General features: G+C 66.5%; 17 protein-coding genes and 7 tRNA genes. 21 read left to right on the forward strand and 3 right to left on the reverse strand.

Annotated elements, in window-relative coordinates:
• The first annotated feature begins 6 nt into the window (after positions 1 to 6).
• From G369_RS0132305 to G369_RS0132320, 4 genes are all read left to right on the forward strand, one after another.
• Positions 7 to 1,596 (forward strand): sugar ABC transporter ATP-binding protein, encoded by a 1,590-nt coding sequence (locus G369_RS0132305; RefSeq protein ID WP_019658223.1) that lies wholly within the window; start codon positions 7 to 9, stop codon positions 1,594 to 1,596.
• The gene (locus G369_RS0132310; RefSeq protein WP_019658224.1) at positions 1,593 to 2,645 is read left to right on the forward strand and encodes an ABC transporter permease; all 1,053 of its coding nucleotides are present in this window, start codon (positions 1,593 to 1,595) and stop codon (positions 2,643 to 2,645) included. Before G369_RS0132305 ends, G369_RS0132310 begins: the two co-directional genes overlap by 4 nt.
• A gap of 69 nt (positions 2,646 to 2,714) precedes the next feature.
• Positions 2,715 to 3,566 (forward strand): helix-turn-helix domain-containing protein, encoded by an 852-nt coding sequence (locus G369_RS36720; protein ID WP_019658225.1) that lies wholly within the window; start codon positions 2,715 to 2,717, stop codon positions 3,564 to 3,566.
• Between the two features lie 157 nt (positions 3,567 to 3,723).
• Entirely contained in the window at positions 3,724 to 7,332 is a 3,609-nt protein-coding gene (locus G369_RS0132320) for an indolepyruvate ferredoxin oxidoreductase family protein (RefSeq protein ID WP_019658226.1), read from the forward strand.
• Between the two features lie 9 nt (positions 7,333 to 7,341).
• Here the strand turns inward: G369_RS0132320 and G369_RS0132325 are convergent, their stop codons facing one another.
• Positions 7,342 to 8,295, reverse strand: coding sequence for a phosphate acetyltransferase (locus G369_RS0132325; RefSeq protein ID WP_019658227.1), 954 nt, complete (start codon positions 8,293 to 8,295; stop codon positions 7,342 to 7,344).
• A gap of 396 nt (positions 8,296 to 8,691) precedes the next feature.
• On the opposite strand from G369_RS0132325, the gene G369_RS0132330 reads away from it, so the two are divergent.
• The 17 genes from G369_RS0132330 to G369_RS0132415 all read left to right on the forward strand — a co-directional run bounded on the left by G369_RS0132330 (position 8,692) and on the right by G369_RS0132415 (position 21,889).
• On the forward strand, positions 8,692 to 9,174 hold the full coding sequence (locus G369_RS0132330) for an Hcp family type VI secretion system effector (RefSeq protein ID WP_019658228.1): 483 nt from the start codon (positions 8,692 to 8,694) through the stop codon (positions 9,172 to 9,174).
• Positions 9,175 to 9,249: 75 nt separating this feature from the next.
• Positions 9,250 to 12,423, forward strand: a complete 3,174-nt coding sequence (locus tag G369_RS36725; protein ID WP_019658229.1) for a type VI secretion system Vgr family protein — start codon at positions 9,250 to 9,252, stop codon at positions 12,421 to 12,423.
• 3 nt (positions 12,424 to 12,426) lie between these two features.
• A complete protein-coding gene (locus G369_RS0132340; protein ID WP_020723425.1) occupies positions 12,427 to 12,873 on the forward strand; it encodes a hypothetical protein in 447 nt (148 codons plus the stop codon).
• Between the two features lie 35 nt (positions 12,874 to 12,908).
• The gene (locus tag G369_RS0132345; RefSeq protein WP_019658231.1) at positions 12,909 to 13,352 is read left to right on the forward strand and encodes a DcrB-related protein; all 444 of its coding nucleotides are present in this window, start codon (positions 12,909 to 12,911) and stop codon (positions 13,350 to 13,352) included.
• Between the two features lie 6 nt (positions 13,353 to 13,358).
• Positions 13,359 to 17,783: an RHS repeat-associated core domain-containing protein gene (locus G369_RS36730; protein WP_019658232.1), complete on the forward strand. Its 4,425-nt coding sequence runs from the start codon at positions 13,359 to 13,361 to the stop codon at positions 17,781 to 17,783.
• Positions 17,784 to 17,795: 12 nt separating this feature from the next.
• The gene (locus tag G369_RS0132355; protein WP_019658233.1) at positions 17,796 to 18,260 is read left to right on the forward strand and encodes a hypothetical protein; all 465 of its coding nucleotides are present in this window, start codon (positions 17,796 to 17,798) and stop codon (positions 18,258 to 18,260) included.
• Complete coding sequence (locus G369_RS0132360) at positions 18,257 to 18,595, forward strand: hypothetical protein (protein WP_019658234.1); 339 nt, start codon at positions 18,257 to 18,259, stop codon at positions 18,593 to 18,595. Before G369_RS0132355 ends, G369_RS0132360 begins: the two co-directional genes overlap by 4 nt.
• Positions 18,596 to 18,603: 8 nt before the next feature.
• Entirely contained in the window at positions 18,604 to 18,930 is a 327-nt protein-coding gene (locus G369_RS0132365) for a hypothetical protein (RefSeq protein ID WP_019658235.1), read from the forward strand.
• Positions 18,931 to 19,157: 227 nt separating this feature from the next.
• Positions 19,158 to 19,367, forward strand: coding sequence for a hypothetical protein (locus G369_RS0132370; protein WP_019658236.1), 210 nt, complete (start codon positions 19,158 to 19,160; stop codon positions 19,365 to 19,367).
• 164 nt (positions 19,368 to 19,531) lie between these two features.
• A tRNA-Leu gene (locus tag G369_RS0132375) sits at positions 19,532 to 19,608 on the forward strand.
• Between the two features lie 6 nt (positions 19,609 to 19,614).
• Positions 19,615 to 19,692, forward strand: a tRNA-Pro gene (locus G369_RS0132380).
• Between the two features lie 23 nt (positions 19,693 to 19,715).
• Positions 19,716 to 19,791 (forward strand) — tRNA-Trp (locus tag G369_RS0132385).
• Positions 19,792 to 19,803: 12 nt separating this feature from the next.
• A tRNA-Gln gene (locus G369_RS0132390) sits at positions 19,804 to 19,879 on the forward strand.
• Between the two features lie 21 nt (positions 19,880 to 19,900).
• Positions 19,901 to 19,976, forward strand: a tRNA-Asp gene (locus G369_RS0132395).
• A 236-nt stretch (positions 19,977 to 20,212) separates the two neighbouring features.
• Positions 20,213 to 20,289 (forward strand) — tRNA-Asn (locus G369_RS0132405).
• A gap of 37 nt (positions 20,290 to 20,326) precedes the next feature.
• On the forward strand, positions 20,327 to 21,037 hold the full coding sequence (locus G369_RS0132410) for an SIR2 family NAD-dependent protein deacylase (protein ID WP_019658237.1): 711 nt from the start codon (positions 20,327 to 20,329) through the stop codon (positions 21,035 to 21,037).
• A 369-nt stretch (positions 21,038 to 21,406) separates the two neighbouring features.
• Positions 21,407 to 21,889, forward strand: a complete 483-nt coding sequence (locus tag G369_RS0132415; RefSeq protein ID WP_019658238.1) for an Hcp family type VI secretion system effector — start codon at positions 21,407 to 21,409, stop codon at positions 21,887 to 21,889.
• A gap of 197 nt (positions 21,890 to 22,086) precedes the next feature.
• Here G369_RS0132415 and G369_RS0132420 read toward each other — a convergent pair.
• Both G369_RS0132420 and G369_RS0132425 read right to left on the reverse strand, forming a co-directional pair.
• Positions 22,087 to 22,162, reverse strand: a tRNA-Thr gene (locus G369_RS0132420).
• 24 nt (positions 22,163 to 22,186) lie between these two features.
• On the reverse strand, positions 22,187 to 23,197 hold the full coding sequence (locus tag G369_RS0132425; protein ID WP_019658239.1) for a class 1 fructose-bisphosphatase: 1,011 nt from the start codon (positions 23,195 to 23,197) through the stop codon (positions 22,187 to 22,189).
• Positions 23,198 to 23,245 lie beyond the last annotated feature (48 nt).

Raw genomic sequence — 23,245 nt, forward strand, 5'->3', positions numbered from 1 at the left:
CACGCCATGACCCTGACCGCGCCTTCCACGCAAGCAAGTCAGCCCGGCGCCCAGAGCGCGGCCGGGCGCCGGGTGTTCCTCGAGGTGCAGGACGTGCACAAGCGCTTCGCGGGCGTGCACGCGCTGCGCGGCATCGACCTCGTCATCGAGGCCGGCGAGATCTACCACCTGCTCGGCGAGAACGGCTGCGGCAAGAGCACGCTGATCAAGATCATCTCGGGCGCGCAGCCGCCGAGCCAGGGACGCATCGTGATCGACGGGCAATCCCACGAATCGCTGTCACCGCTGCAGGCGCTCAGCCTGGGCATCGAGACGGTCTACCAGGACCTGTCCCTGCTGCCGAACATGAGCGTGGCGGAGAACGTCGCGCTCAGCGAGCAGCTCGTCGCCACCGGCGGCAGGCTGGCTCGCCGCTTCGACCGCAAGGCGCTGGCGGCCACGGCCGCGCGGGCTCTGGAGGCGGTGAAGCTGCCGACCGACGCGGCCTTCCTCGCGCGGCGGGTGGACGAGATGCCCATCGCCACGCGGCAGCTCGTGGCCATCGCGCGCGCGGTGGCCACGCGCGCACGCATGGTCATCATGGACGAGCCCACCACCTCGCTCACGCAGAAGGAGGTGGACAACCTCGTTCGCGTGGTGGAGGCGCTGCGCGAGCAGGGCGTGGCCGTGCTCTTCGTGAGCCACAAGCTCGACGAGTGCATGGCCATGGGCGGCCAGGCCATCGTGTTCCGCGACGGCACGAAGGTGGCGCAGGGCCCGATCCGCGATTTCACCAAGGCGCAGATCGCGCACTGGATGACCGGCAAGCACCTCGACGGCGAGCGCTACCGCCACGGCACGCACGGCGGCGACGAACTGCTGAAGGTGGAGTCGCTCGGGCGCGGTGCGCAGTTCAGCGACGTGAGCTTCACGCTGCGCAAGGGCGAGATCCTCGGCGTGACCGGCCTGCTCGATTCTGGCCGCAACGAACTCGCGCTGGCGCTGGCCGGCGTGCAGGGCGCCGACCGCGGGCGAGTGCTGCTCGATGGCAGGCAGATCGTGCTGAAGACGCCCACCGATGGCATCCGCCAGGGCATCGGCTATGTGCCCGAAGACCGGCTCAGCGAGGGCCTCTTCCTCGACAAGCCGATCCGCGACAACATCGTGACCGCAGTGCTCGACCGGCTGCGCGGGCGCTTCGGCGCGCTCGACGCCAGTCAGTGCCAGGCGCTGGCCGAGCGCACCGTGAGCGACCTGCAGATCGCCACGCCCGACGTCGACCGGCCGGTGCAGTCGCTTTCGGGCGGCAACCAGCAGCGCGTGCTCATCGGGCGCTGGCTGGCCATCGGGCCGCGCGTGCTGATATTGCACGGCCCCACCGTGGGCGTGGACGTGGGCTCCAAGGACACCATCTACCGCATCGTGCAGCGGCTGGCCGAGCAGGGCCTGGGCGTGATCCTGGTGAGCGACGACCTGCAGGAGCTGCTGCAGAACTGCGACCGCATCCTGCTGATGCGCAAGGGCCGCATCGCCAACGACTTCGACGCGCAGGGGCTCGCCGAGAGCGACCTCTACCACGCGCTGGTTTCCGACACACCTTCCCCCGCATTCTCATGACGGCTTCCACCATGCAAGCGCAGTCCGCACCGGCCGCGCCGGAATCGGCTCCTCACCCGCCGCAGGCGCGGGTCTCGCTGCGCGCCTGGCTCGCGCAGCGCCCCTCGGTCTTCACGCTCGCACTGATCGTGCTGGCGAGCCTGGCCGTGGGCGCGATCAACCCGAGCTTCTTCCAGCTGCCGGTGCTGTTCGACATCGTGCGCGCCTGCACGGTGCTGGGCCTGTTCGCACTGGGCGTGCTGATCGTGCTGGCCGCCGGCGGCATCGACGTGTCGTTCGCGGCCATCGCCGCGCTCACGATGTACAGCATCACCAAGCTGGTGCTGAACTACTTCCCGGAAGCGCCCATTGCGCTGCTGCTGGTCGCGGGCGCCGCCAGCGGCGCGCTGCTGGGCGTGATCAACGGGCTGCTGGTGCACTGGCTCAAGGCACCGTCACTCATCGTCACCATCGGCACGCAGTACCTGTACCGCGGCATCCTGCTGACCTTCGTGGGCACCGTGTTCTTCATGAACGTGCCCGCGCCGATGGACGCCTTCGGCAAGCTGGCGCTGTGGCGCTTCGACACGCCGCAGGGCCTGCACGTGGTGCTGCCGGCCACAGTGCTGGTGCTGGTGTTCGCGGCGCTGCTGACCTGGTGGCTGTTGAACCGCACGCTGATCGGCCGGGCCGTCTATGCCATCGGCGGCAGCCTCGCGATCGCGGAGCGGCTGGGCTACAACCTGCGCACGGTGCACGTCTTCGTGTTCGCGTACGCAGGCTTCCTCTCGGGGCTGGCGGGCATCGTGCACGTGTCGAGCACGCGGCTGGCGAACCCCTTCGACCTGGTGGGCAACGAGCTGGACGTGATCGCGGCCGTGATCCTCGGCGGCGCGCGCATCACCGGCGGCAGCGGCACCGTGGGCGGCACGCTGCTGGGCGTGGTGCTGGTCACGCTGATCAACAACGTGCTGATCCTCGCGGGCGTTCCGAGCACCTGGCAGAAGGTGATCATCGGCGCCTTCATCCTGGTGGCCGGCGGCTTCTTCGCGATGCGCTCGCGCGACTGACCCTGCGGCGATGCGGCCGGTTGCCACGCTTGCGCACCGTCGCCACGAGGCCCTGTGGATCGCAATCGAATGTCCGACGCCAATGCCACTGTTCTCTGCGAGGAGCCGAGCCGGTTCGCGGGACGAGGCTTCGGCTCCGGCAGCTGCCTCCACGACCACGAACTGCACCTGATCGGGAGCGCCCCGGCGTGCCTGCGCGTCGGCAGCGGTGCGAGCGAGGAGACGCACACGCTCGCGCCCGGCGCGGTCTTGCTGCTCGGGCCCTTGCTGCCGCGCACGCTGAGGCCGGCGTATCGCGCGGCGCCGGACGACGGCCTTGTCCTGCGTTTCAGCGACGAGCCGCTGCGCCGAGGCGCGGTGATCTTTCCGGAGCTGTCGGACGTCGGGCCGCTTCTCTCGCGCGCCCGACAGGGCGTGCATTTCGTCGGCCTGGGGGCCGAGACCCTCTCCAGGCTGCGGCGCCTTTCGACACTGCACGGGCTGGCGCGATTCTCGGCATTCACCGCCGTGCTGAACGAGCTCGCGCAGTGGACCGACTACCGGCCGCTGGCCCGAACCCTCGTGCACGCCGATGCGGCGGGGCCGGGCCGCGCGATGCACGTGCAGAAGGCGCTGGATCACATCCGGGACAACTATGCGCAGCCGCTGTCGCTCTCGGAGGTCAGCGCCCTCGTGGGCACGAGCAGGACCGCGCTCTCGCGCAGCTTCCGCCGCGCGACCGGCAAGACCTTCACCGACTTCATCATCGGCCTGCGCCTCGCGAAGGCCTGCCGGCTGCTGACCTCCACGCGCCAGCACGTGAGCAGCATCTGCTACGAGGTGGGCTTCAACAATCTCTCGAACTTCAACCGCCACTTCCGGCGCCTGGAGGGCATGACGCCGGGCGAGTTCCGGGCCCGGCACGCAGGCGCTGGAAGATGAGGCAGCGCCGGGAGACGAGTGTTTTCTCGGGATCGGAAGAAAAGAAAAAGAAAATCTTCTTTTCGGATCGATTCGAAGTGGAATCTTCTCGAAACAAGGGTCTGCGCTAGTGCATTGAAGAAGCACTTACCTGCGCCGCGGCAGAACAATCCCGGGCATGAATGCCCCACTCGATGCCACCGCGATCAGACGGCCCGGCTACCAACTCTCCGACAACATCTGGGCCGAATCCGGCTCGGTTTTCCTGACCGGCACGCAGGCGCTGATCCGCGTGCTCGTGATGCAGGGCCGGCGCGATGCGCAGCGCGGCCTGCACACCCAGGGCTTCATCAGCGGCTACCGCGGTTCGCCGCTGGGCATGGTGGACCAGGCGATCTGGAAGGCCGGCGAGCGCTTCAAGCAGACGGGCATCCGCTTCGTGCCGGCCGTCAACGAGGAACTCGCGGCCACGCAGGTGCTGGGCACGCAGCGCGTGGAATCGGACCCGGAGCGCACCGTCGATGGCGTCTTCGCCATGTGGTACGGCAAGGGCCCGGGCGTGGACCGCGCAGGCGATGCGCTCAAGCACGGCAACGCCTACGGCTCCTCGCCCCACGGCGGCGTGCTGGTGGTGGCGGGCGACGACCACGGCTGCGTGTCGTCGTCGATGCCGCACCAGAGCGATCACGCCTTCATGGCCTGGCGCATGCCCATCCTGCAGCCCTCCAGCGTGGCCGAGTATCTGGAGTTCGGCCTGTACGGCTACGAGCTCTCGCGCTATTCGGGCGCATGGGTCGGCATGGCGGCGCTGTCCGAGGTGGTGGAGAGCGCTGGCACCGTGGACCTCGACGCGATCAACGCCCGTGTCGACGCATGGGAAGACGCCGACGCGGTGAGCGCCGCCACCGGCCACCGCCCGCCGCCCGATGGCCTGCACTACCGCTGGCCCGACCTGCCGTCGCTGCGCATCGAGTCGCGCCTGGAAGACAAGCTCGCGGCGGTGGCCGCATTCACCCGGCGCAACAGCGTCGACCGCCACGTGATCGTCAGCGAGCACGCCAAGGTCGGCATCGTCACCTGCGGCAAGGCGCACCACGATTTGATGGAAGTGCTGCGCCGGCTCGAGCTTTCGCCCGAGCAGCTGGCCCGCGCAGGCGTGCGGCTCTACAAGATCGGCCTGAGCTTTCCGGTGGAGCAGACGCGCATCAAGACCTTCGCGCAGGGGCTGGAAGAGATTCTCATCGTCGAGGAGAAGGGCGCGGTGGTCGAGACGCAGCTGCGCGACATCTTCTACAACGCGCCGCCCGAAGCGCGCCCCGTGCTCGTGGGCAAGCACGACCGCGAAGGCCAGCCGCTGGTGTCGGCGCTGGGCGAGCTGCGGCCATCGCGGCTCATCGAGCTGGTCGCGCACTGGCTGGCCGTTCACTTCCCCGAGAACCACGACCTGGGCGACCACCTGCAGCACGTGCGCGACTTCACGCCGCCCGAGCTGCTGGCCAACGCGAGCGACGCTGTCAAGCGCCTGCCGTACTTCTGCGCCGGCTGCCCGCACAACACCAGCACCAAGGTGCCGGAGGGATCGACGGCGCGCGCCGGCATCGGCTGCCACTTCATGGCGAACTGGATGGACCGCAGCACCGCGGGCCTCATCCAGATGGGCGGAGAGGGAGTGGACTGGATCTCGCACGCCATGTTCACGAAGACGCCGCACGTCTTCCAGAACCTGGGCGACGGCACGTACTACCACTCGGGCTACCTCGCGATCCGCCAGGCGGTGGCGGCCAAGGCCACGCTCACCTACAAGATCCTCTTCAACGACGCGGTCGCGATGACCGGCGGGCAGCCGGTCGACGGCGTCATCAGCGTGGATGCGATCGCGCGGCAGGTCGAATCGGAAGGGGTGAGCAAGGTGGTGGTGGTGAGCGATGCCATCGGCAAGTACGACGCCATCAAGGACCGCTTTCCCAGCGGCACCGAGTTCCACGATCGTGCCGCGCTCGACGACGTGCAGCGCCGGCTGCGCGAGATGGCGGGCGTGACGGTGCTCATCTACGAACAGACCTGCGCCGCCGAGAAGCGCCGCCGCCGCAAGAAGGGCGAACTTGCCGATCCGCCCAAGCGCCTGTTCATCAACGAGGCCGTGTGCGAAGGCTGCGGCGACTGCACCGTGCAGAGCAACTGCGTGGCCGTGCTGCCGCACGAGACGCCCATGGGCCGCAAGCGCAAGATCGACCAGACCAGCTGCAACAAGGACTACTCCTGCGCCAAGGGCTTCTGCCCCAGCTTCGTGGGCGTGACGGGCGGCAGGCTGCGCCGCAAGAGCGGGGCGCTCGCGGCGGGCCGCGATGCCTTCCTGCACCGCGTGGCCGCGCTGCCGCATCCGGCCGAACATGCATGGACCGGCCCGTACGACCTGCTCGTGACCGGCGTCGGAGGTACCGGCGTGGTGACCGTGGGTGCGGTGATCGCCATGGCCGCGCACCTCGAAGGCAAGGCCGCGAGCGTGCTCGACTTCATGGGCTTCGCGCAGAAGGGCGGCTCGGTGCTGAGCTTCGTGCGGCTGGCCGACTCGCGCGATCGCCTGCACCAGGTGCGCATCGACACGCAGCAGGCCGACGCCATCCTCGCCTGCGACGTGGTGGTGGGCGCGTCGGCCGACGCGCTGCAGACCGTGCGCCACGGTCGCACCCGGGTGCTCGCGAACGTGCACGAGATTCCGGTGGCCGAGTCGCTGCGCAACCCCGATGCGGACCTGCACGTCGACCTGCTGCTGGAGAAGATGCGCTTCGTGGCCGGCGAGGAGCAGGTCGAGACCTTCGACGCGCAGAGTCTGGCGGAAGAGTTCCTCGGCGACACGCTGGCAGCCAACATCGTCGCGGCCGGCTATGCATGGCAGCGCGGGCTGGTGCCGCTGAGCCTGGAGGCGCTGATGCATGCGATCGAGCTCAATGGCGTGGCGGTGGCCGCGAACCAGTCGGCCTTCTCGCTGGGGCGGCTCGCGGCCGGCAACCCCGAGGCGCTGGACGCGCTGCGCGCGGGGCCTGCCGATGCGCAGGCTTCTTCCGTCGACGAGCGACCGCTCGACGTGCTGATCGGCGAGGCGCGCCGGCATCTCACCGGCTATCAGAACGCCACATGGGCGGACCGCTTCGAGGCGCGCATCCGCAGCCTGCGCGAGCGCGAGGCCGCGTTGCAGGGCGGCGACCCGAGCCTGCCCTTCACGCGCAACGCGGCGCGCAGCCTGCTGAAGCTCATGAGCTACAAGGACGAGTACGAAGTGGCGCGGCTCTACACCGACGGCGCCTTCCTGCAGAAGCTCAACGAGCAGTTCGAGGGCGACCTGAAGCTCGAATTCCACATGGCCCCGCCGGTGCTCTCGCGCGGCGCGCACGGCAAGGCGCCTGCCAAGATCCGCATCGGAGGCTGGTTGCTGCCCGCGTTGCGCTGGCTGGCGCATGGCAAGCGGCTGCGCGGCACGGCGTTCGACATCTTCGGCCGCACCGCGGAGCGGCGCATGGAGCGCCAACTCATTTCGCACTTCGACGGCCTGCTCGAAGCGATGGCGGGTGAACTCTCGGCGGGCAACCAGGCGACGGCTGCGCGCATCGCGGCGCTGCCGCTGTCCATCCGCGGCTTCGGCCACGTCAAGCTCGCGAACTTCGAGGCCGCGAAGATGCAGGAGGCCGAGCTGCTGCACCGCTTCGCGCCGGCGCGCTATCCGAAGCCGGAGAGGGCACCGTCCGCGGGGCAGATCAGGGGGATCGCGATCGTGGCCGGCGCACGCTGAGCCCCGGGCTCAGCCCACCGCCTTGATGAGCTTGTCGCGCCCCGCCTTCGCGAGCATGGAGGCGACGGCGCACGAGGCGAGCCGGGCCGGTTCGGAGTCGGCCCGGCTCGTGAGGATCACCGGCACCTTCGTGCCCAGCACGATGCCCGCCGCATAGGCGCCGCCGAGGAAGGTCAGGCTCTTCGCGAGCATGTTGCCCGCATCGAGGTCGGGCACGATGAGCACGTTGGCGCGACCCGCCACCGGCGAGACGATGCCCTTGATGCGCGCGGCCTCGGCGTCGATGGCGTTGTCCATCGCGAGCGGGCCGTCGAGCACCGCGCCGGTGATCTGGCCGCGATCGGCCATCTTGCACAGCACCGCGGCGTCGAGTGTGGAAGGCACCTTGGCGTTGACCGTCTCCGTCGCGGAAAGAATCGCGACGCGCACTGCCGGCATGTGCAGCGCATGCGCAAGATCGATCGCGTTCTGCACGATGTCGGCCTTCTCCTCGAGCGTGGGCGCGATGTTGATGGCCGCGTCGGAAATGATCAGCGGCTGCGCGTGGCCCGGGATGTCCATCACGAAGCAATGGCTGATGCGACGCGAGGTGCGCAGGCCGCCTTCACGGCGCACGACGGCACCCATCAGTTCGTCGGTGTGCAGGCTGCCCTTCATCAGAGCATCGACCTCGCCGCGCAGCGCCATGGCCACAGCCGCATCGGCCGCGGCATGGCTGTGGGGCGCATCGACGATCTCGATCCTGGACAGATCGATGCCCGCCTCTTGCGCGGCTGCCTCGATCTTCGCGCGCGGGCCCACGAGCGTCGGCACGATCAGGCCCAGCGACGCCGATGCCAGTGCAGCTTCCAGCGATGCGGCGTTGGCGGGATGCACTACCGCGACCCGCAGCGAGGGCAGGCCGCGCGCGGCGGCGATCAGGCGGTCGTAGTGCGGGTGGGCAGCGGATGTGGAAGAGGCCATGCGGGTTCCTGAGGGATGGGGCGGTCCGGGGGGCGGTTCGCCCGCAACAGTACAGGATGTGTCCCCCGGAACCAACGGCGCAGCGGCGGTCTGTTTCATGCCGCCGGCGTCACATGCGCTTGTTTCACATCTCGCGGTTGGCGATAGGTGACGGAGTCGATCGCCTCGACGCCGGTCCCGGGTAGTTCTTTTTACGCATGTCGTTTGGCACTGGCCGCGCCGGGAGGCGTCGATTAAGGTGCGGGCGCTGAAGCCTCGTGCTTGAAAAAGGCTGCCGCCGCTGTGTCACCGGTGCCGGCACCGCCTGGATGTGATTCGTTGCCGTCCTCCAGCAGGGAGGGCGGCTGGTTCCAATGTGCCCCGTTCGGGCACGCAATTTCCGAGGGAGTTGATCTCATGGCAGTAGACATGTTCATGCGCGTCGAAGGCGCGAACGGCGAATCGAAGGATTCGAACCACAAGGAGTGGACCGACATCAAGTCGTTCGCCTGGGGCGCCACGCAGCCCGGCAACATGGTCAGCGGCGGTGGAGGCGGTGTCGGCAAGGCCAGCTTCAACGACCTGCAGGTGCTGGCTCGCATCGACAAGGCGGCGCCCTCGGTGCTGAAGAACTGCGCGAGTGGCAAGCACCTGGGCAAGGTGGAAGTGTCGGTGTGCAAGGCGGGCGGCTCGCAGATCGAATACACGCGCGTCACGCTCGAGGAAGTGCTGGTCACCTCGGTGCAGTACACGGCCGAGCAGGGTTCTGACGCCGTGTTCGTGCAGTACTCGTTCCAGGCCGCCAAGGTGAAGCAGCAGTACTGGGAGCAGACCGACAAGGGCGGCAAGGGCGCCGAGACGGTGCTGGGCTGGAACATCAAGGAAAACAAGGAGGCCTGAGCTCTCTTTTGCCCGGCCGGTTTGCCGCTCGCGCGGCACGCCCCGGGCTCGCATTGACCAGGGAGCTTTCCAGGAATGACCCGCAGTTTCATCGCCCACAGCGTGCTGGGCGAGCGCCTGAAGTTCCGCTCGATGACGGGACAGGAGCGCATCTCCACGCTGTTCGAGCAACGCGTCCGGCTCATCAGCGACATGCCCAACATCCAGCCCCGCAGCATGCTGGGCGAGGACATGAGCATCGAGGTGAACCTCGCCACCGAACTCGGCGGCGCCGGCAGCCGCTTCCTGAGCGGCCAGGTCACGCGCTTCGCCTACATCGGCAAGGACGACGGCGACATGTGCGTGTACGAGGCCACGCTGCGCCCCTGGCTGTGGTACGCCACCCGCCGCTCCGATTTCAGGATATTCCAGTTCAAGACCGCACCGCAGATCCTGCAGGAGGTGCTCGCGCCCTACGGCTTCGCCATCGACGCACGGCTGAGCGGCAACTACCGCACCTGGGACTACTGCGTGCAGTACTCGGAGAGCGACTTCAACTTCGCCAGCCGGCTCATGGAGCAGGAGGGCATCTACTATTTCTTCTCGCACGCGCAGGGTAGCCATCAGCTGGTGCTGTGCGACGGCGCCGATTCGCACACCGACCTGCCCAGCGGCCCGGTGAGGGTGCCTTATCACGCGGGCGTGCTCGCCGCGCAGATCCTCGAGCAGGACTTCATCGACAGCTGGAGCCATTCGGAGGACATCGCATCGGGCAACTTCGCGGCCGACGACTACGACTTCAGGAAGCCCAACGCCGAGATCGACACCGTACGCCAGCAGCCGGCCGGCCACAGCCGCGACAGCTTCGAGATCTACGACTGGCCCGGCGGCTACACCGAGCTGGCCGACGGCGAGAACTACGCACGCCTGCGGCTGGAGCAGCTCGCAGGGCGCCGCGAACTGGTGAGCGCCGAGGGCAACCTGCGCCACATGGCGCCCGGCTACCTGTTCGAGCTGGCGCGCCACCCCAACGCGCAGGAGAACCGCCGCTACCTGATCGAGGCCGTGACCTACGACTTCCAGGAGAACGCGCTGCGCGTGGTCGGCGCGGCGGACGCGGCCTACAGCGAGTCGACCAGCAGCACCAGCTATCGCCAGAGCTTCGAGGTGCTGCCCGACAGCGCGCCGTACCGCCCCGCACGCGTCACGCCGAAGCCGCGCACCACCGGGCCGCAGACCGCGGTGGTGGTCGGCCCTGCGGGCGAGGAGATCCACACCGACCAGTACGGCCGCATCAAGGTGCAGTTCCACTGGGACCGCTACGGCAAGCGCGACGAGAACTCCTCGTGCTGGATCCGCGTCTCGCAGACCTGGGCTGGCAGCAACTACGGCGCGATGCACATCCCGCGCATCGGCCAGGAGGTGATCGTCGATTTCCTCAACGGCGACCCCGACCATCCGATCGTCACAGGCTGCGTCTACAACGCCGCGCAGATGCCGCCGTGGGAGCTGCCGCGCCACAAGACCCAGACCGGCTTCCAGACCCACTGGAGCAAGGGCGGCGGCGGCAAGCACATGCTGCGCTTCGAGGACAGCCGCGGCACCGAGCACATCGAGCTGTCGACCGACCACGGCAACACCCACCTGCACATGGGCTACCTGATGAACCAGGGCTCCGGCGTGCAGCGCAGCTACGGCTTCGAGCTGCGCACCAACGAGTGGGGCTCCATCCGCGCCGACAAGGGCCTGCTGCTGACCACCTACACGCAGGACTTCGCGCAGAAGACCTCGCGCGACAACCCCGACGGCCACGAGCAGATGGGCGCCACACTCGCGCAGAGCAACGCGCTCATGCAGGCGGCTGGGCAGGCCGTGGCCGCGACCAAATCGCTCGTGAGCGCGATGGCCCAGGGCAAGAACCAGACGCTCTCGGGGCTGGTGCAGGGCGTGCAGTCGCTCGGCGGCATGTCGCAGGCTGTCGCGGCGCTGGCGGCCGGCGGATCGCCCGAGGCCGGCGTCTCGGACGATCCCGACCCGGCCATGGCCGACGCGCAGCAGATGCTCGACCTCTCGCGCAAGATCGACAAGCCCGTGGTCTCCATCGTCAGCCCCGAGGGCCAGACGATGATCAGCCCCCGGCCCATCGTGGTGAGTTCGGGGCAGAGCGTGTCGATGCGCTCCGTCTCGGCGCTGACCATGACCACCGGCGCCCAGCTCACGCAGCTCGCCGCCAAGGGCATGCTCACGCAGGTGAGCGAGGGCGGGCAGATCAACGTGGTGTCCGACGGCGACATCGTCTCGCATGCGGGCGCTGGTGCGATCAACCTGGTGTCGAAGACCGACGTCTCCGTCACCTCCACCGCGGCCAACGCGAACCTCACCGGGCAGAAGTCGGTGGTGATCCAGGCGGCGGAGCAGGACGTGTTCGTCACCGCCAAGACCAGCATCTCGCTGATCTGCGGCAAGTCGTCGATCGTCCTGCTGGCGGACGGCACGGTGCAGATCAACGGCGTGAAGGGACTGGTCAACTTCACGGACAACCTTGACCAGCGGGGCGGGAAGATCTTCCTGAACTGCGATGCGCCGATCGGCAGCCAGGCCGAAGAAGCCGTGGCGGAGGAGGACGTGCCAGTGGCGCCCGCGGCCGCTGCCACGTCTGCGCAAGCCTCGGAGCATGCCCTGCCCGCGGCGTCGCCGCCGGGCTATGTGACCACCGGCCTCGGCAAGGGCGTCGATGCGATTGCAGCGCGGTCACCCACGTTGCAGCGGCAGCTCAAGTTCCTGCAGGGCGACAAGTGGTCCATCAGCTACGGGCCTGCGGGCGGGGGCACCTATGCCAATACCAATTCGGGCTTCAAGAAGATCGTGATCGACGGTGCCTATCAGAAAGACCCGTACAAGACCGCCGCGTCGCTGTCGCATGAGGTCGGGCACGCGATGTATTCGTACAGCTTCAAGCCCGATATTTCGTCGAAGGCCGCGTACGTCAACGGCATGCTCGGTTCCGAGGGTGAGGCTGCGCTGAACCAGATCCAGGTGCGGCGCGAGGTCTGGCGCGCGGCCAAGGTCGACATCCTCAAGGGGGCCAACCCCGCAAATGTGGAAGCCTTCAACGATGCCTACAACATCTGGGCGAAGGGGGGCACCCGCGAGGCTGCGAGGGCCGCGGCCGGCAAGTACTACGGCACGCTCACCACATCGACCACCGGCGAGCAGTACACGCAGTACTACGGCAACGGCTATGACAAGAAATATGCCGGCAAGCACTGAACCATGAATCCACAAGCTACGACGACCCTCACGCTCTGGCAGACCATCGATACGCTGGCTGCGCAGTTGCCGTTCTCCACGCAGAACGTGGGCCGCACGTTGTCGACCACCCTCAGCGACACGCTTGCCGCTGGCGGCAACGCATTCCAGTTCTTCGAGGGCTCGCCCGTGCGCCTTGCGGACGGCACCGAGCTGGCGCGCATCGACCTTCGCATCAAGCGCGAAGACGCAAGCAAGGGGTTTCTGGTGCTGGAGCTGAAGGGGCGCTGCGTGCCGCTGGGCGAAGTGCGCCAGCACTACGCCGCGCTCGAGATCACCGACGTGCCGCGCGGCCGTTCGCTCGACGAGGCGACCACTTTCACGGCAACGCCCGACTGGGGCCGGCTGTCTTTCGGCTTCACCGAGCGCAACCCGGACTGCCTGGCTTTCGTGGCCTTCGATCCCGCATAGAACACCCGCATGGAACACTGCAAGAAAGCAGCCCGATGAAGTACCACGTTCAGGAAGGCCAGTTCGACATCCCCGAAGACGGCCGCATCGACCGCTCGATGAACGTCCTCGCGATGCCCGACGGCTCCGGCACCACGCTCATCGTGAGCCGCGACGCGTTGCGAACGCAGGAAACCCTGGCGCAGTTCGTCACGCGGCAGATGAACGACCTGACGCGCCAGGTGAGCCAGCTCAAGGAGGTGTCGCGCACCGACATCGCCGTGGGCCCGGCCATCGCGAGCCTGCATGCCATCGAGCTCGTGACCCAGTTCAAGCAGAACGGCCAGGCATTGCACCAGCGCCAGGCCGTGTTCCTGCTGCCGCAGGACCCGGGCGGCAGGAGCGTGCTGATCCTCACGGCCAGCAGCCCCGTGCCTTTCGATGCCGAGGCGATCGCGCTGTGGCGGCGCATGCTCGAGAGTTTCCAGCCGAGGGCCTGAGGCGCCATGGACGGCAAACCGGCTGCCCGGCTGCATGACCCCATCGCCCACACCAACGCGCATGCGCGCTTCTGGGCCAAGTTCGCGGGCGGATTGATCGGCGGCATCGCCGTGGGCTTCGCAGTGGGCGTGGCGGCGGCTGCGGTGGTCGGCACCGGCGGCCTCGCTGGGCCGCTGGTGGCGGGCGCGGTGGTCGTGGGCGCGCGCATGGCCGGCGGCTACGTCGGTGCGAGCCTGGGCGAGTCGATCGCCGATGCGCTGGTGCCCGAGACGCTCACGGTCACCGGGATGATCACCAGCGGATCGTCGGACGTGTTCATCGGCGGCAAGGCCCTGGGCGCGGCCCGGGCCTCGCCCGATGCTCCCATGGACACGGTGAGTTGCAAGAACGACTCGCCGCAGATTCTTCTTGCCGAGGGCGCGGAGACCGTGTTCATCAACATGGGCGTGGCCTCGCGCAAGGACGACCACACCGAGTGCGGCGCCAAGGTGAGCGACGGGGCGCCCACGGTCTTCATCGGCGGCCCGACAGCGCGCGTGCGCGATGTGGCCGACGAGGTGCCGCTCATCTCCAAGGTGCTGGTGACCATCTTCAACGTGGTCATGATCTACCGCGGCCTGCGCTGCCTGCCCAAGCTGGCGCGGCAGGGCAAGAACGCGCTGCCTTGCCTGATCGAAGGGGCGGTGGGGCTTGGCATGGGCATCCACGGCATGGTCAGCTCCTTCGGCAATCCGGTGCACGCGGCCACCGGCGGCAAGTTCCTGGGCGGCGAGAGCGAGCTCGACTTCAGCCTGCCGGGGCCGCTGCCCATTGCATGGCAGCGCTTCTACAGCAGTCACGACCTGCGCCGCGACGGCCCGCTGGGGCAGGGCTGGAACCTGCCCTATTCGATGGAACTGCGGCTGGGCAGCGACGACGAAGGCCTGCCTGTCGTCACGCTCATCGACGAGCAGGGCCGGCCGATGGTGCTGCCCGACATCGAGCCCGGCACGCGCCAGTACAGCCTGCGCGACGGGCTCGACCTGTGCCGCACCGAAGGCGGCCACTACTTCATCCACGTGCCGGGCGGGCTTTTCTTCCTGTTCGAGCCGCCGGCTGAAGGCGCGGCGCGCGCGCAGACGCTGAAGCTCGCGCGGCTCGAAGACCGCAACGGCAACTTCATCGACCTGCGCCACGACGCACAGGGCCGGCTGACAGAGCTGACCGACAGCACCGGGCGCCTGCTGGCGCTCGACTACCCGGGCGACAGCCGCCGTCTGGCGGCAGTGCGCCTGGCCGCCGGCGCACCGGGCGAGCTGCCCGGCCTGCTGGTGGCATACAGGCACGACGCCGAAGGCCGCCTGATCGACGTGACCGACCGCAACGGCGCGGTGGTGCGCCGCTTCGGCTACGAGGCCCAAGGCCTCATGAGCTTCCATGCCGACGCGGCGGGGCTGGAGTGCCATTACGAGTGGCGCGGCGAGGTTGGCGACGCGCACGTGGTCCGCCACTGGACCAACGACGGCGAGAGCTACACCGTGCGCCGCATGCCGCCTGCTGCGGACGACGAATTGGCCCTTGGCGAGACACTGGTCGTCGACCAGCTCGGCCGCGAATTCGCCTGGCACTGGAATGCCGACCGTCAGGTCACCGACTACATCGACGCGGCGGGCCGCCAGTGGCATGCGGAGTACAACGAGCTGCGCCAGCTCGTCGCCATCACCGAGCCCGGCGGCGCCACCACGCGCTGCAGCTACGATCCCATGGGCTTCATGAGCAGCCGCACCGATGCGCTGGGCCGCACGCAAAGCACCGGCTGGACCGAGTTCGGCGAGCCCTGGCGCCAGACCCTGGCGGACGGCAGCACCTGGACCTACGCCTACAGCGACCAGGGCAATCTGGTGCGCGAGACCGACCCGCTTGGCTGCACCACCGAGTACGCCTACGACAGGCGCGGCCTGCCCATCGTCGTCACCGACGCCAAGGGCGGCACCAACCGCATGGCCTGGAACGAATGCGCGCAGCTGGTTTCGCTGACCGACTGCTCCGGCAAGACCACGCGCTATACCTACGACGGCTGGGGCCACCTGCAGACCGTGACCGATGCCATGGGCCAGCGCACGCGGCTGACGCACGACGCCATGGGGCGGCTGCTGTCGGTGTCGCAGCCCGACCTGAGCCACCAGTCGTTCCGCCGCGATGCGGCCGGCCGCATCGTCGTCGCCACCGATGCGCTGAGCCGCAGCACGCAATTCGCACTCGGCCTGCGCGGCCAGCCACTGGTGCGGCAGGACGCCGAGGGACGCCGCATCGCGTGGCACTACGACAGCGCCCAGCGCCTGCAGGCGCTCGTCAACGAGAACGGCCTGCACTTCGAGTTCGTGCGAGACGCCGCCGACCGCGTGGTGGAAGAGCGGCGGGTGGGCGGCACGCGCGTGCAGGTGGAATACGACGCCAACGGCTGGCCGGTGTGCATCACCCATGTGCCGGGCATTGGCGACGACGACCTCGCATTGCAAGATGGCGCCGAGCCGCATCGCCCGGCCGGCCCCCTGCGCACCGAACTGCTGCGCGACGCCGTGGGCCGCCTCGTCGAGAAACGCACCGGGAGCCACCACTACCGCTACAGCTACGACCAACTGGACCGGCTGACCGAGGCGATCAAGCTGGAGGCGCCACAACCCGGCAGCGACGGCGAAGCACGCGCACTGCACCGCACCGTGTTTGCCTACGACAAGCTGGGCCGGCTGATCGAAGAGACGGCCGTCGACGAACTCACCGGCGAAACCCACACCCTGCGCCACACGCACGACGAACTCGGCAACCGCACGCAGACCGTGCTGCCCACCATCGCGTCGCAGCCGGGCGTGCAGCGTGCGTTGAACTACCTGTACTACGGTTCCGGCCACCTGCATCAGGTCAACTTGTCGCAGCAGCACGGCGATGCACCCGAGGTGCACCAGCTCATCAGCGACATCGAGCGCGACGACCTGCACCGCGAAGTGGCGCGCAGCCAGGGTGCGCTGCACACCCGATTCGCGCTGGACCCACTGGGCCGGCGGGCCGCGTCGTGGTGTCGCCCCGGCGGACTGGATTCGGCATTCACTACGCAAGACCCGAGCTGGCGCCAGGCCATTGACGCCACGGGCACCCCCGGGGCCCGCCTGCTCGACGGTCTGATGAAGGAATACAGCTACGACCCCGTGGGTGAGCTGCGGCAGAGCCGGCATTCGCTGCAGGGCACGACGGGGCACAGATACGACGCCACCGGCCGCATCGAAGAGAGCGTGCGCAGCGCGGCCAACAGCGAACGCTTTGCCTACGACCCAGCAGGCAACCTGCTCGACGCATCAACCGCGCCCGGCTACGTGCGCGACAACCTCGTGCGCGTGTTCGAGGACAAGCGCTACAGCTACGACGGCCACGGCCGGCTGGTGCGCAAGCTGTCGGGCAGGCACACCGACCAGCGCTTCGAATGGGACGACGAAAGCCGCCTCGTGGCTGTGCACACCACGCGGCGGCCGGGCACGCCCGAAGCCACCACGCAGGTCACGCGCTTCGACTACGACGCGATCGGGCGGCGCGTGGCCAAGCACGATGCGTTCGGCAGTACGCGGTTTGTCTGGGAGGGGATGCGGCTGATCGAGGAGCGGCGCGGCTCGCAAGTGACGAGCCACGTTTACGAGCCTGGCAGTTACATGCCGCTGGCGCGGCTCGATGCCGCCGCTGGCGAGGCTGGTGCCGCTGCACCTGCGAACATCTTCCACCTTCACACGGATCAGGCCGGCCTGCCTGAGGAACTGACGGATCAGGCCGGCCGGATATGCTGGCGAGCGAGCTATCGCACGTGGGGCGGTGCTGTGACCGAGCAGTGGGAGTCCACTTTGCTCGACGGCCGCGCCGCCTCCCCTGCGAACAAGGCACTGCCAAGAATCGAGCAGAACATGCGATTCCAGGGCCAGTACCTGGACCGCGACATCGGCCTGCACTACAACACCTTCCGTTTCTATGACCCCGACATTGGCCGCTTCATCAGCCCGGACCCCATCGGCCTTGCTGGCGGGAACAATCTGCAGAGCTATGCGCCCAATCCTGTGTCGTGGATCGACCCGTGGGGCTGGGCGCCCAAGGCACCTTTGTCACTGCCCGATGGCTACAGGGCAAGAATCGACCGATTCAACACGAGTACTGGTTCGTCTTTCGAGATACACGTGTACAAACCCAACGGGACCGAAGCTGGCATCTACGGGCCAGACGGCTTCTTCAACAAGCACGGTACTGTCGGCGCCGAAGTGAAGGTCACGCCGAAGGTATCCAACGTGCTGAACGGCATCGCCGTCGATGAATTGAGAAAAATAGGAAAACTGCCTGCTCTGGGAACACCCAACAGCCGCGTAGCGGCCAGAGAGTATTCGGAGCGCGTGCGCAAGAGCGGGCTTTCAGGATGTTGATCATCAAGCACCATGAAAATCATCAAGTTCAGTGAAACGAGCGACGGCTACTCCATGGACAGCTCCGCTTATCCGGCCTATGTACGGCAGGTAAGCAGTCTGGTGCCGACGGACGCTCTCGAATTCATGAGTGCAGCATGGCACTATGAGCATCGGGACGAGCGATGCCCGCACGATGCCAGGCTGGAGCAGTTGCTCGTACGAGAGTTCGAAGACGGCGACTTCCGGGCGAATGACATCGAGATGCAACTGGCCGGAGCGCATGGGAATCGCATCACGCTGCACTATCGCGACGTGCAGTCCTATGCGGTCGAGAAAACCAAGAGCGATTGGCCCGCTGGCGACAGGTCTCACGGCGATTGGCTCATCGATGAAATGCTGGTGCTCGAGGACGGCTTTCTTAGTCACGAGATCGTCTTCACGAACTCGGTAATCAAGGTCAAGCACAAGGATCTCAAGTACGCAGTGGTGCCATGACCACAACGGCCCTCAGCAAACTGTTGGCGTACTGGACGGCGCAGCCGACCGTGATACCGCTGCAGGAAGAGCTGCGCCTGATCCGCGCTATACGCGCGCTGGACATCACCGACATCGCGAAGGATCTGGCGTCGTTCATCTCGCTCATCGAGATCGTCCAGCGGTCGCATGCGAGCAACGGAATCTTCGAGATGACCGAGGCCGACGAAGTGCACACCGTCGGCTTCTTCCAGTGGCTCGAGAGCCTGGAAAACAAGCTTGGCGTGCCGTTGGCAACGCACGCCGATGGCCTGGACCTGACCTGCGCCGAACTGGCGAAACGGATGCCCCGATAGAGTGCCGAATGCTGGACCTCTACTTCGTCGAGCCGACCTGCGGCCACTTGCCGAAAGACCCCCGTGGCCTTGAGCATGCGGGCTCTGTTGATATGGATGCGCATCGCGCAATCGGAGCCCTCTTGGACAGATGTGCCCAGAAGGGCGTAAACCTCGACTACTTCGACGATTCGCTGCTGCGCGCCGAGCAGGTCGTGACCATGCTCGAGGTATTCACCGTCAACGCCCCTGAAGCTGGCGCTCAACACGCGCAGATCGCGGCCTTCAAGTCGACGCACGCGATCTTGACCCAAGCGAAGGCGCAGGGCATGGGGCTCGCGGCGTTCTGCGACTGACATTCAACTCCATGAGCGCATGGCGCCTGCACCGCCGTCATTGGTTGCGGACGCCCTTTTTGAAGCCCACAGACAGTGCGGAGGGCTACGCGGCACTCATCGTCGCATTGAAGGCGTCGCTGTCCGCCGCTCGCAGCAACGGTGCTTGAAAAAAGTTTGTCCAAGCAGTTGACGATTGTGTAAAGACTATTTACAGTCCATCCCACTCAACGCCAACAGGACCCAACGTGAAAGCCGCAACGATCCGCATCTACAGCACTTGCCCCGCATCGGGCAACGTGTTCGTGCGCATCGCTTCGCACGATGGCCTCGGCCTGCAGCCGCTGCTGCAGCAGCAGCAATTCAATCAACTCCCGTATCCGACGTCCATGCCGCAGGCCAATCTGTGGCCGTGCGATTACCAGGATCAGGTGCAACCGGGTGGAGGGCGCGCATAGGCGCAGACCTCCCAAGCTCTCTCTCGAACAGAAGAGGCCCGGACACCGTGAGGTTCCGGGCCTCTTCGTTTTCATGCCATTCGTTCACGAGCAGCGATCGTGCTGCCCGCACGCCCTTGTGAGTGCTCCTTAAAAATTCGCGACAGCCAATGGTTTCCTTTTCAGCCCCGGTGACGCAACTGGTAGACGTGTCCGCCTTAGAAGCGGAATTCTGGGAGTTCGAGTCTCCCCTGGGGCACCAATTTCTCTGGGTGTAGTGTCAATCTGGTAGACGGCCTGCCTTGGAAGCAGGAGGCTGCAGGTTCAAATCCTGCCACTCAGACCATCTTTTCTCTTTCGTTTTTTTGTGCGTGTGTAGCTCAACTGGCAGAGCACTGGACTCCAAACCCAACGGTTGAAGGTTCGAATCCTTCCGCGCGCGCCAACCGATTTTTGCCGGCCCTTCGCCTAGTGGTCCAAGGCACCGGGTTTTGATCCCGGGATCCAAGGTTCGAATCCTTGAGGGCTTGCCAGCTTTCTCTTTTCCTTCTTTCGTTCCGCTAACTCAGTGGCCAGAGTGCCTCCCTGTCCAGGAGGAAGCCAGGGGTTCGACTCCCCTGCGGAACGCCATTCGTCAAACGACTTTTGCTTTCGATGGATCGTGAGCAGCACTGGCGACTGCAGCGGGCTGTAACCCCGTCTCCTTCGGGAATACTTCGTTCGACTCGAAGACGATCCACCAACGACGCCATCATCAGGCGTGATTCCGGCGTGATGGCAAAGCGGCAGTGCTGCGGATTGCGAATCCGTCCAGCCCGGTTCGACTCCGGATCGCCCCTCCATCCACATCCTTCAATCCACTTTCTTCCCCGGTAGCTCAGCTGGTAGATGCGGCGCACTGTTAATGCGCAGGTCACACGTTCGATCCGTGTTCGGGGAGCCACAATTCAACGGCAGCCACCCAGAAGGAGCACCGAAGCATGAAACCCCAGGTCCAGCCGAACAAGATCGTCGTGCTCTCGGGCTCCGGTGTGAGTGCCGAGAGCGGCCTGCCTACGTTCCGCGACGCCAAGGGCCTGTGGAACAGCTACTCTTGGCAGGAGCTTGCGAGCCCCGAAGGCTGGCAGCAGCACTCGGAGGCGGTGCTGGCCTTCTACAACGAGCGGCGCGAGAAGGCGTGGCAGGCGCAGCCCAACGCGGCGCACATGGCGATCGCGTCGCTCGAGCAGGCCTACGAAGTCGTGATCGTCACGCAGAACGTCGATGCGCTGCATGAGCGTGCCGGGTCGCGCAACGTGGTGCACCTGCACGGGCAACTTGCCTATGCGCGGGGCACCTCGGAGCCCGAGCCGAAGCGCTATCGCATCGATGGCGATCCCATTGCCATGGGACAACTCTGTGAAGACGGCACCCAGCTGCGGCCCGACATCGTGTGGTTCGGTGAAGCGGTGCAGCACTTCGAGGAGGCCGAAGAGCACGTGGCGACTGCGGCACGCGTGCTTGTCGTCGGCACCTCGCTCACTGTCTATCCGGCGGCATCGCTCGTGCAGTATGCGGACCGCAGCGCGCAGAAGGTGCTCGTCGCACTCGACATGGAGGAGGTGCCGCGAGGCTTCACCTTCATGCAGGGCAGGGCAGCCGAGCTGGTGCCGGTGCTGGCCGCGAGGTGGTTGAGCGAGGCGGCCTCGTAGCTTCTCCGAGCGCCTGCAATCAAGGGCCCGCCATCGTTTCGATGGCGGGCCTTTTGCATTTGGCGAGAAGCGGGCGAATGAACTGCTTTGGTTCTCTGGTGCAACGCCCAGCCTGATTTCTGATTAACCCTTTTTGATTGCCTCTTCGAGGCACGTGAAAAGTGATTCGTGAGAAATGGCGCGATCAGGACAGGAATTCATCTGAATTCAATCCACTTGTCACGGTCCGGTCCGAACATCGCAGGCGGTTGGCCCGGGAGGCGGCACGACACGAGTGCCGCCATGACCGGATTTCAATCTTGCCGCTGCAGTGGCGGCAAATCTCTACGGTGCCCGGAAGGGGCGCCACAACAAAAGGAACGATCAATCATGGCAGTAGACATGTTCATGCGCGTCGAGGGCGCTAACGGCGAATCGAAGGATTCGAACCACAAGGAGTGGACCGACATCAAGTCGTTCGCCTGGGGCGCCACGCAGCCCGGCAACATGGTCAGCGGCGGTGGAGGCGGTGTCGGCAAGGCCAGCTTCAACGACCTGCAGGTGCTGGCGCGCATCGACAAGGCGGCGCCGTCGGTGCTGAAGAACTGCGCGAGCGGCAAGCACCTGGGCAAGGTGGAAGTGTCGGTGTGCAAGGCCGGCGGCTCGCAGATCGAATACACCCGCGTCACGCTCGAGGAAGTGCTGGTCACCTCGGTGCAGTACACGGCCGAGCAGGGCTCCGATGCGGTGTTCGTGCAGTACTCGTTCCAGGCTGCGAAGGTGAAGCAGCAGTACTGGGAGCAGACCGACAAGGGCGGCAAGGGTGCCGAGACGGTGCTGGGCTGGAACATCAAGGAAAACAAGGAAGGCTGATCCCTCCCTGTGCGAAACGGGAGCGCGAGGCTTCCGTTTCATCGGGCCTCAGGAGGCGGTCCGTCGCACCGACTTTCGTACGTTGATTCGAATTCCAGGAAGAGCGGGCAACCCGCATTGAGGGGCCCATCGTCTGGAAGGCTTCAGAGCCGCAAACAAAAAGCCCCGCTATCGAAAAAATAGCGGGGCTTTTGATTTGGTGCCGGAGAGATGAATCGAACACCCGACCTTCTCATTACGAATGAGCTGCTCTACCGACTGAGCTACACCGGCGAAGCCTCAGATTATAGCCAAAAATCAGGCCTTCTCGGCGTGGTACTGCGTCAAACGCTCTACTTCGTTTCTAGAACCCAACATCACGCTCACGCGCTCGTGCAGTTTGGTGGGCTGCAGATCCAGGATGCGCTGCTTGCCGTTGGTGGCCGCGCCGCCTGCCTGCTCGACCAGCCAGCTCATTGGGTTGGCTTCGTACATCAGGCGCAGCTTGCCGGCCTTTTCGGGCTCGCGCTTGTCCCACGGGTACATGAAGACGCCGCCGCGCATCAGGATGCGGTGCACGTCGGCCACCATGCTGGCGATCCAGCGCATGTTGAAGTCCTTGCCGCGCGGGCCTTCCTTGCCGGCCAGGCATTCGTCGATGTAGCGCTTCACGGGCTCGTCCCAGTGGCGCATGTTGCTCATGTTGATTGCGAATTCCTTGGTGTCGGGCGGAATCTGGATGTCTTCCTGCGTCAGCACGAAGCTGCCCTGTTCGCGGTCGAGGGTGAACATGGCCACGCCGTTGCCGACGGTCAGCACCAGCGTGGTCTGCGGGCCGTAGATGCAGTAGCCGGCGGCCACCTGCTGGGTGCCCGCCTGCAGGAAGTCGGCTTCCTGTACGCCGGGGTGGTCGTCGGGCTTCTTCAGCACGCTGAAGATGGTGCCGATGCTGACGTTCACGTCGATGTTGCTGCTGCCGTCGAGCGGGTCGAACATGAGCAGGTACTCGCCCTGCGGGTAGCGGTTCGGCACTACGTAGATGCTGTCCATTTCCTCGCTGGCCATGGCCGCGAGATGGCCGCCCCATTCGTTGGCCTCGATGAGCACTTCGTTGGCGATGATGTCCAGCTTCTTCTGGATCTCGCCCTGCACGTTCTCGCTCTCGGCCGTGCCGAGCACGCCGCCCAGCGCGCCCTTGTTGACGGCCTGGCTGATGCTCTTGCAGGCGCGCGCGACCACTTCGAGCAGCAGGCGCAGCTGGCCGGGAATGAGGCCGTCGGCGCGCTGCTGTTCGACGAGGTAGCGGGTGAGGGAAATCTTCTGGGCCATGGGATCTGTCCTATGCAATGTTGAGGGTCTGTTCGCGAAACACCGCGG

This window comes from Variovorax atrisoli 110B (genome assembly GCF_000382045.1).
GTDB classification, from domain to species: Bacteria; Pseudomonadota; Gammaproteobacteria; order Burkholderiales; family Burkholderiaceae_C; genus Variovorax; species Variovorax atrisoli.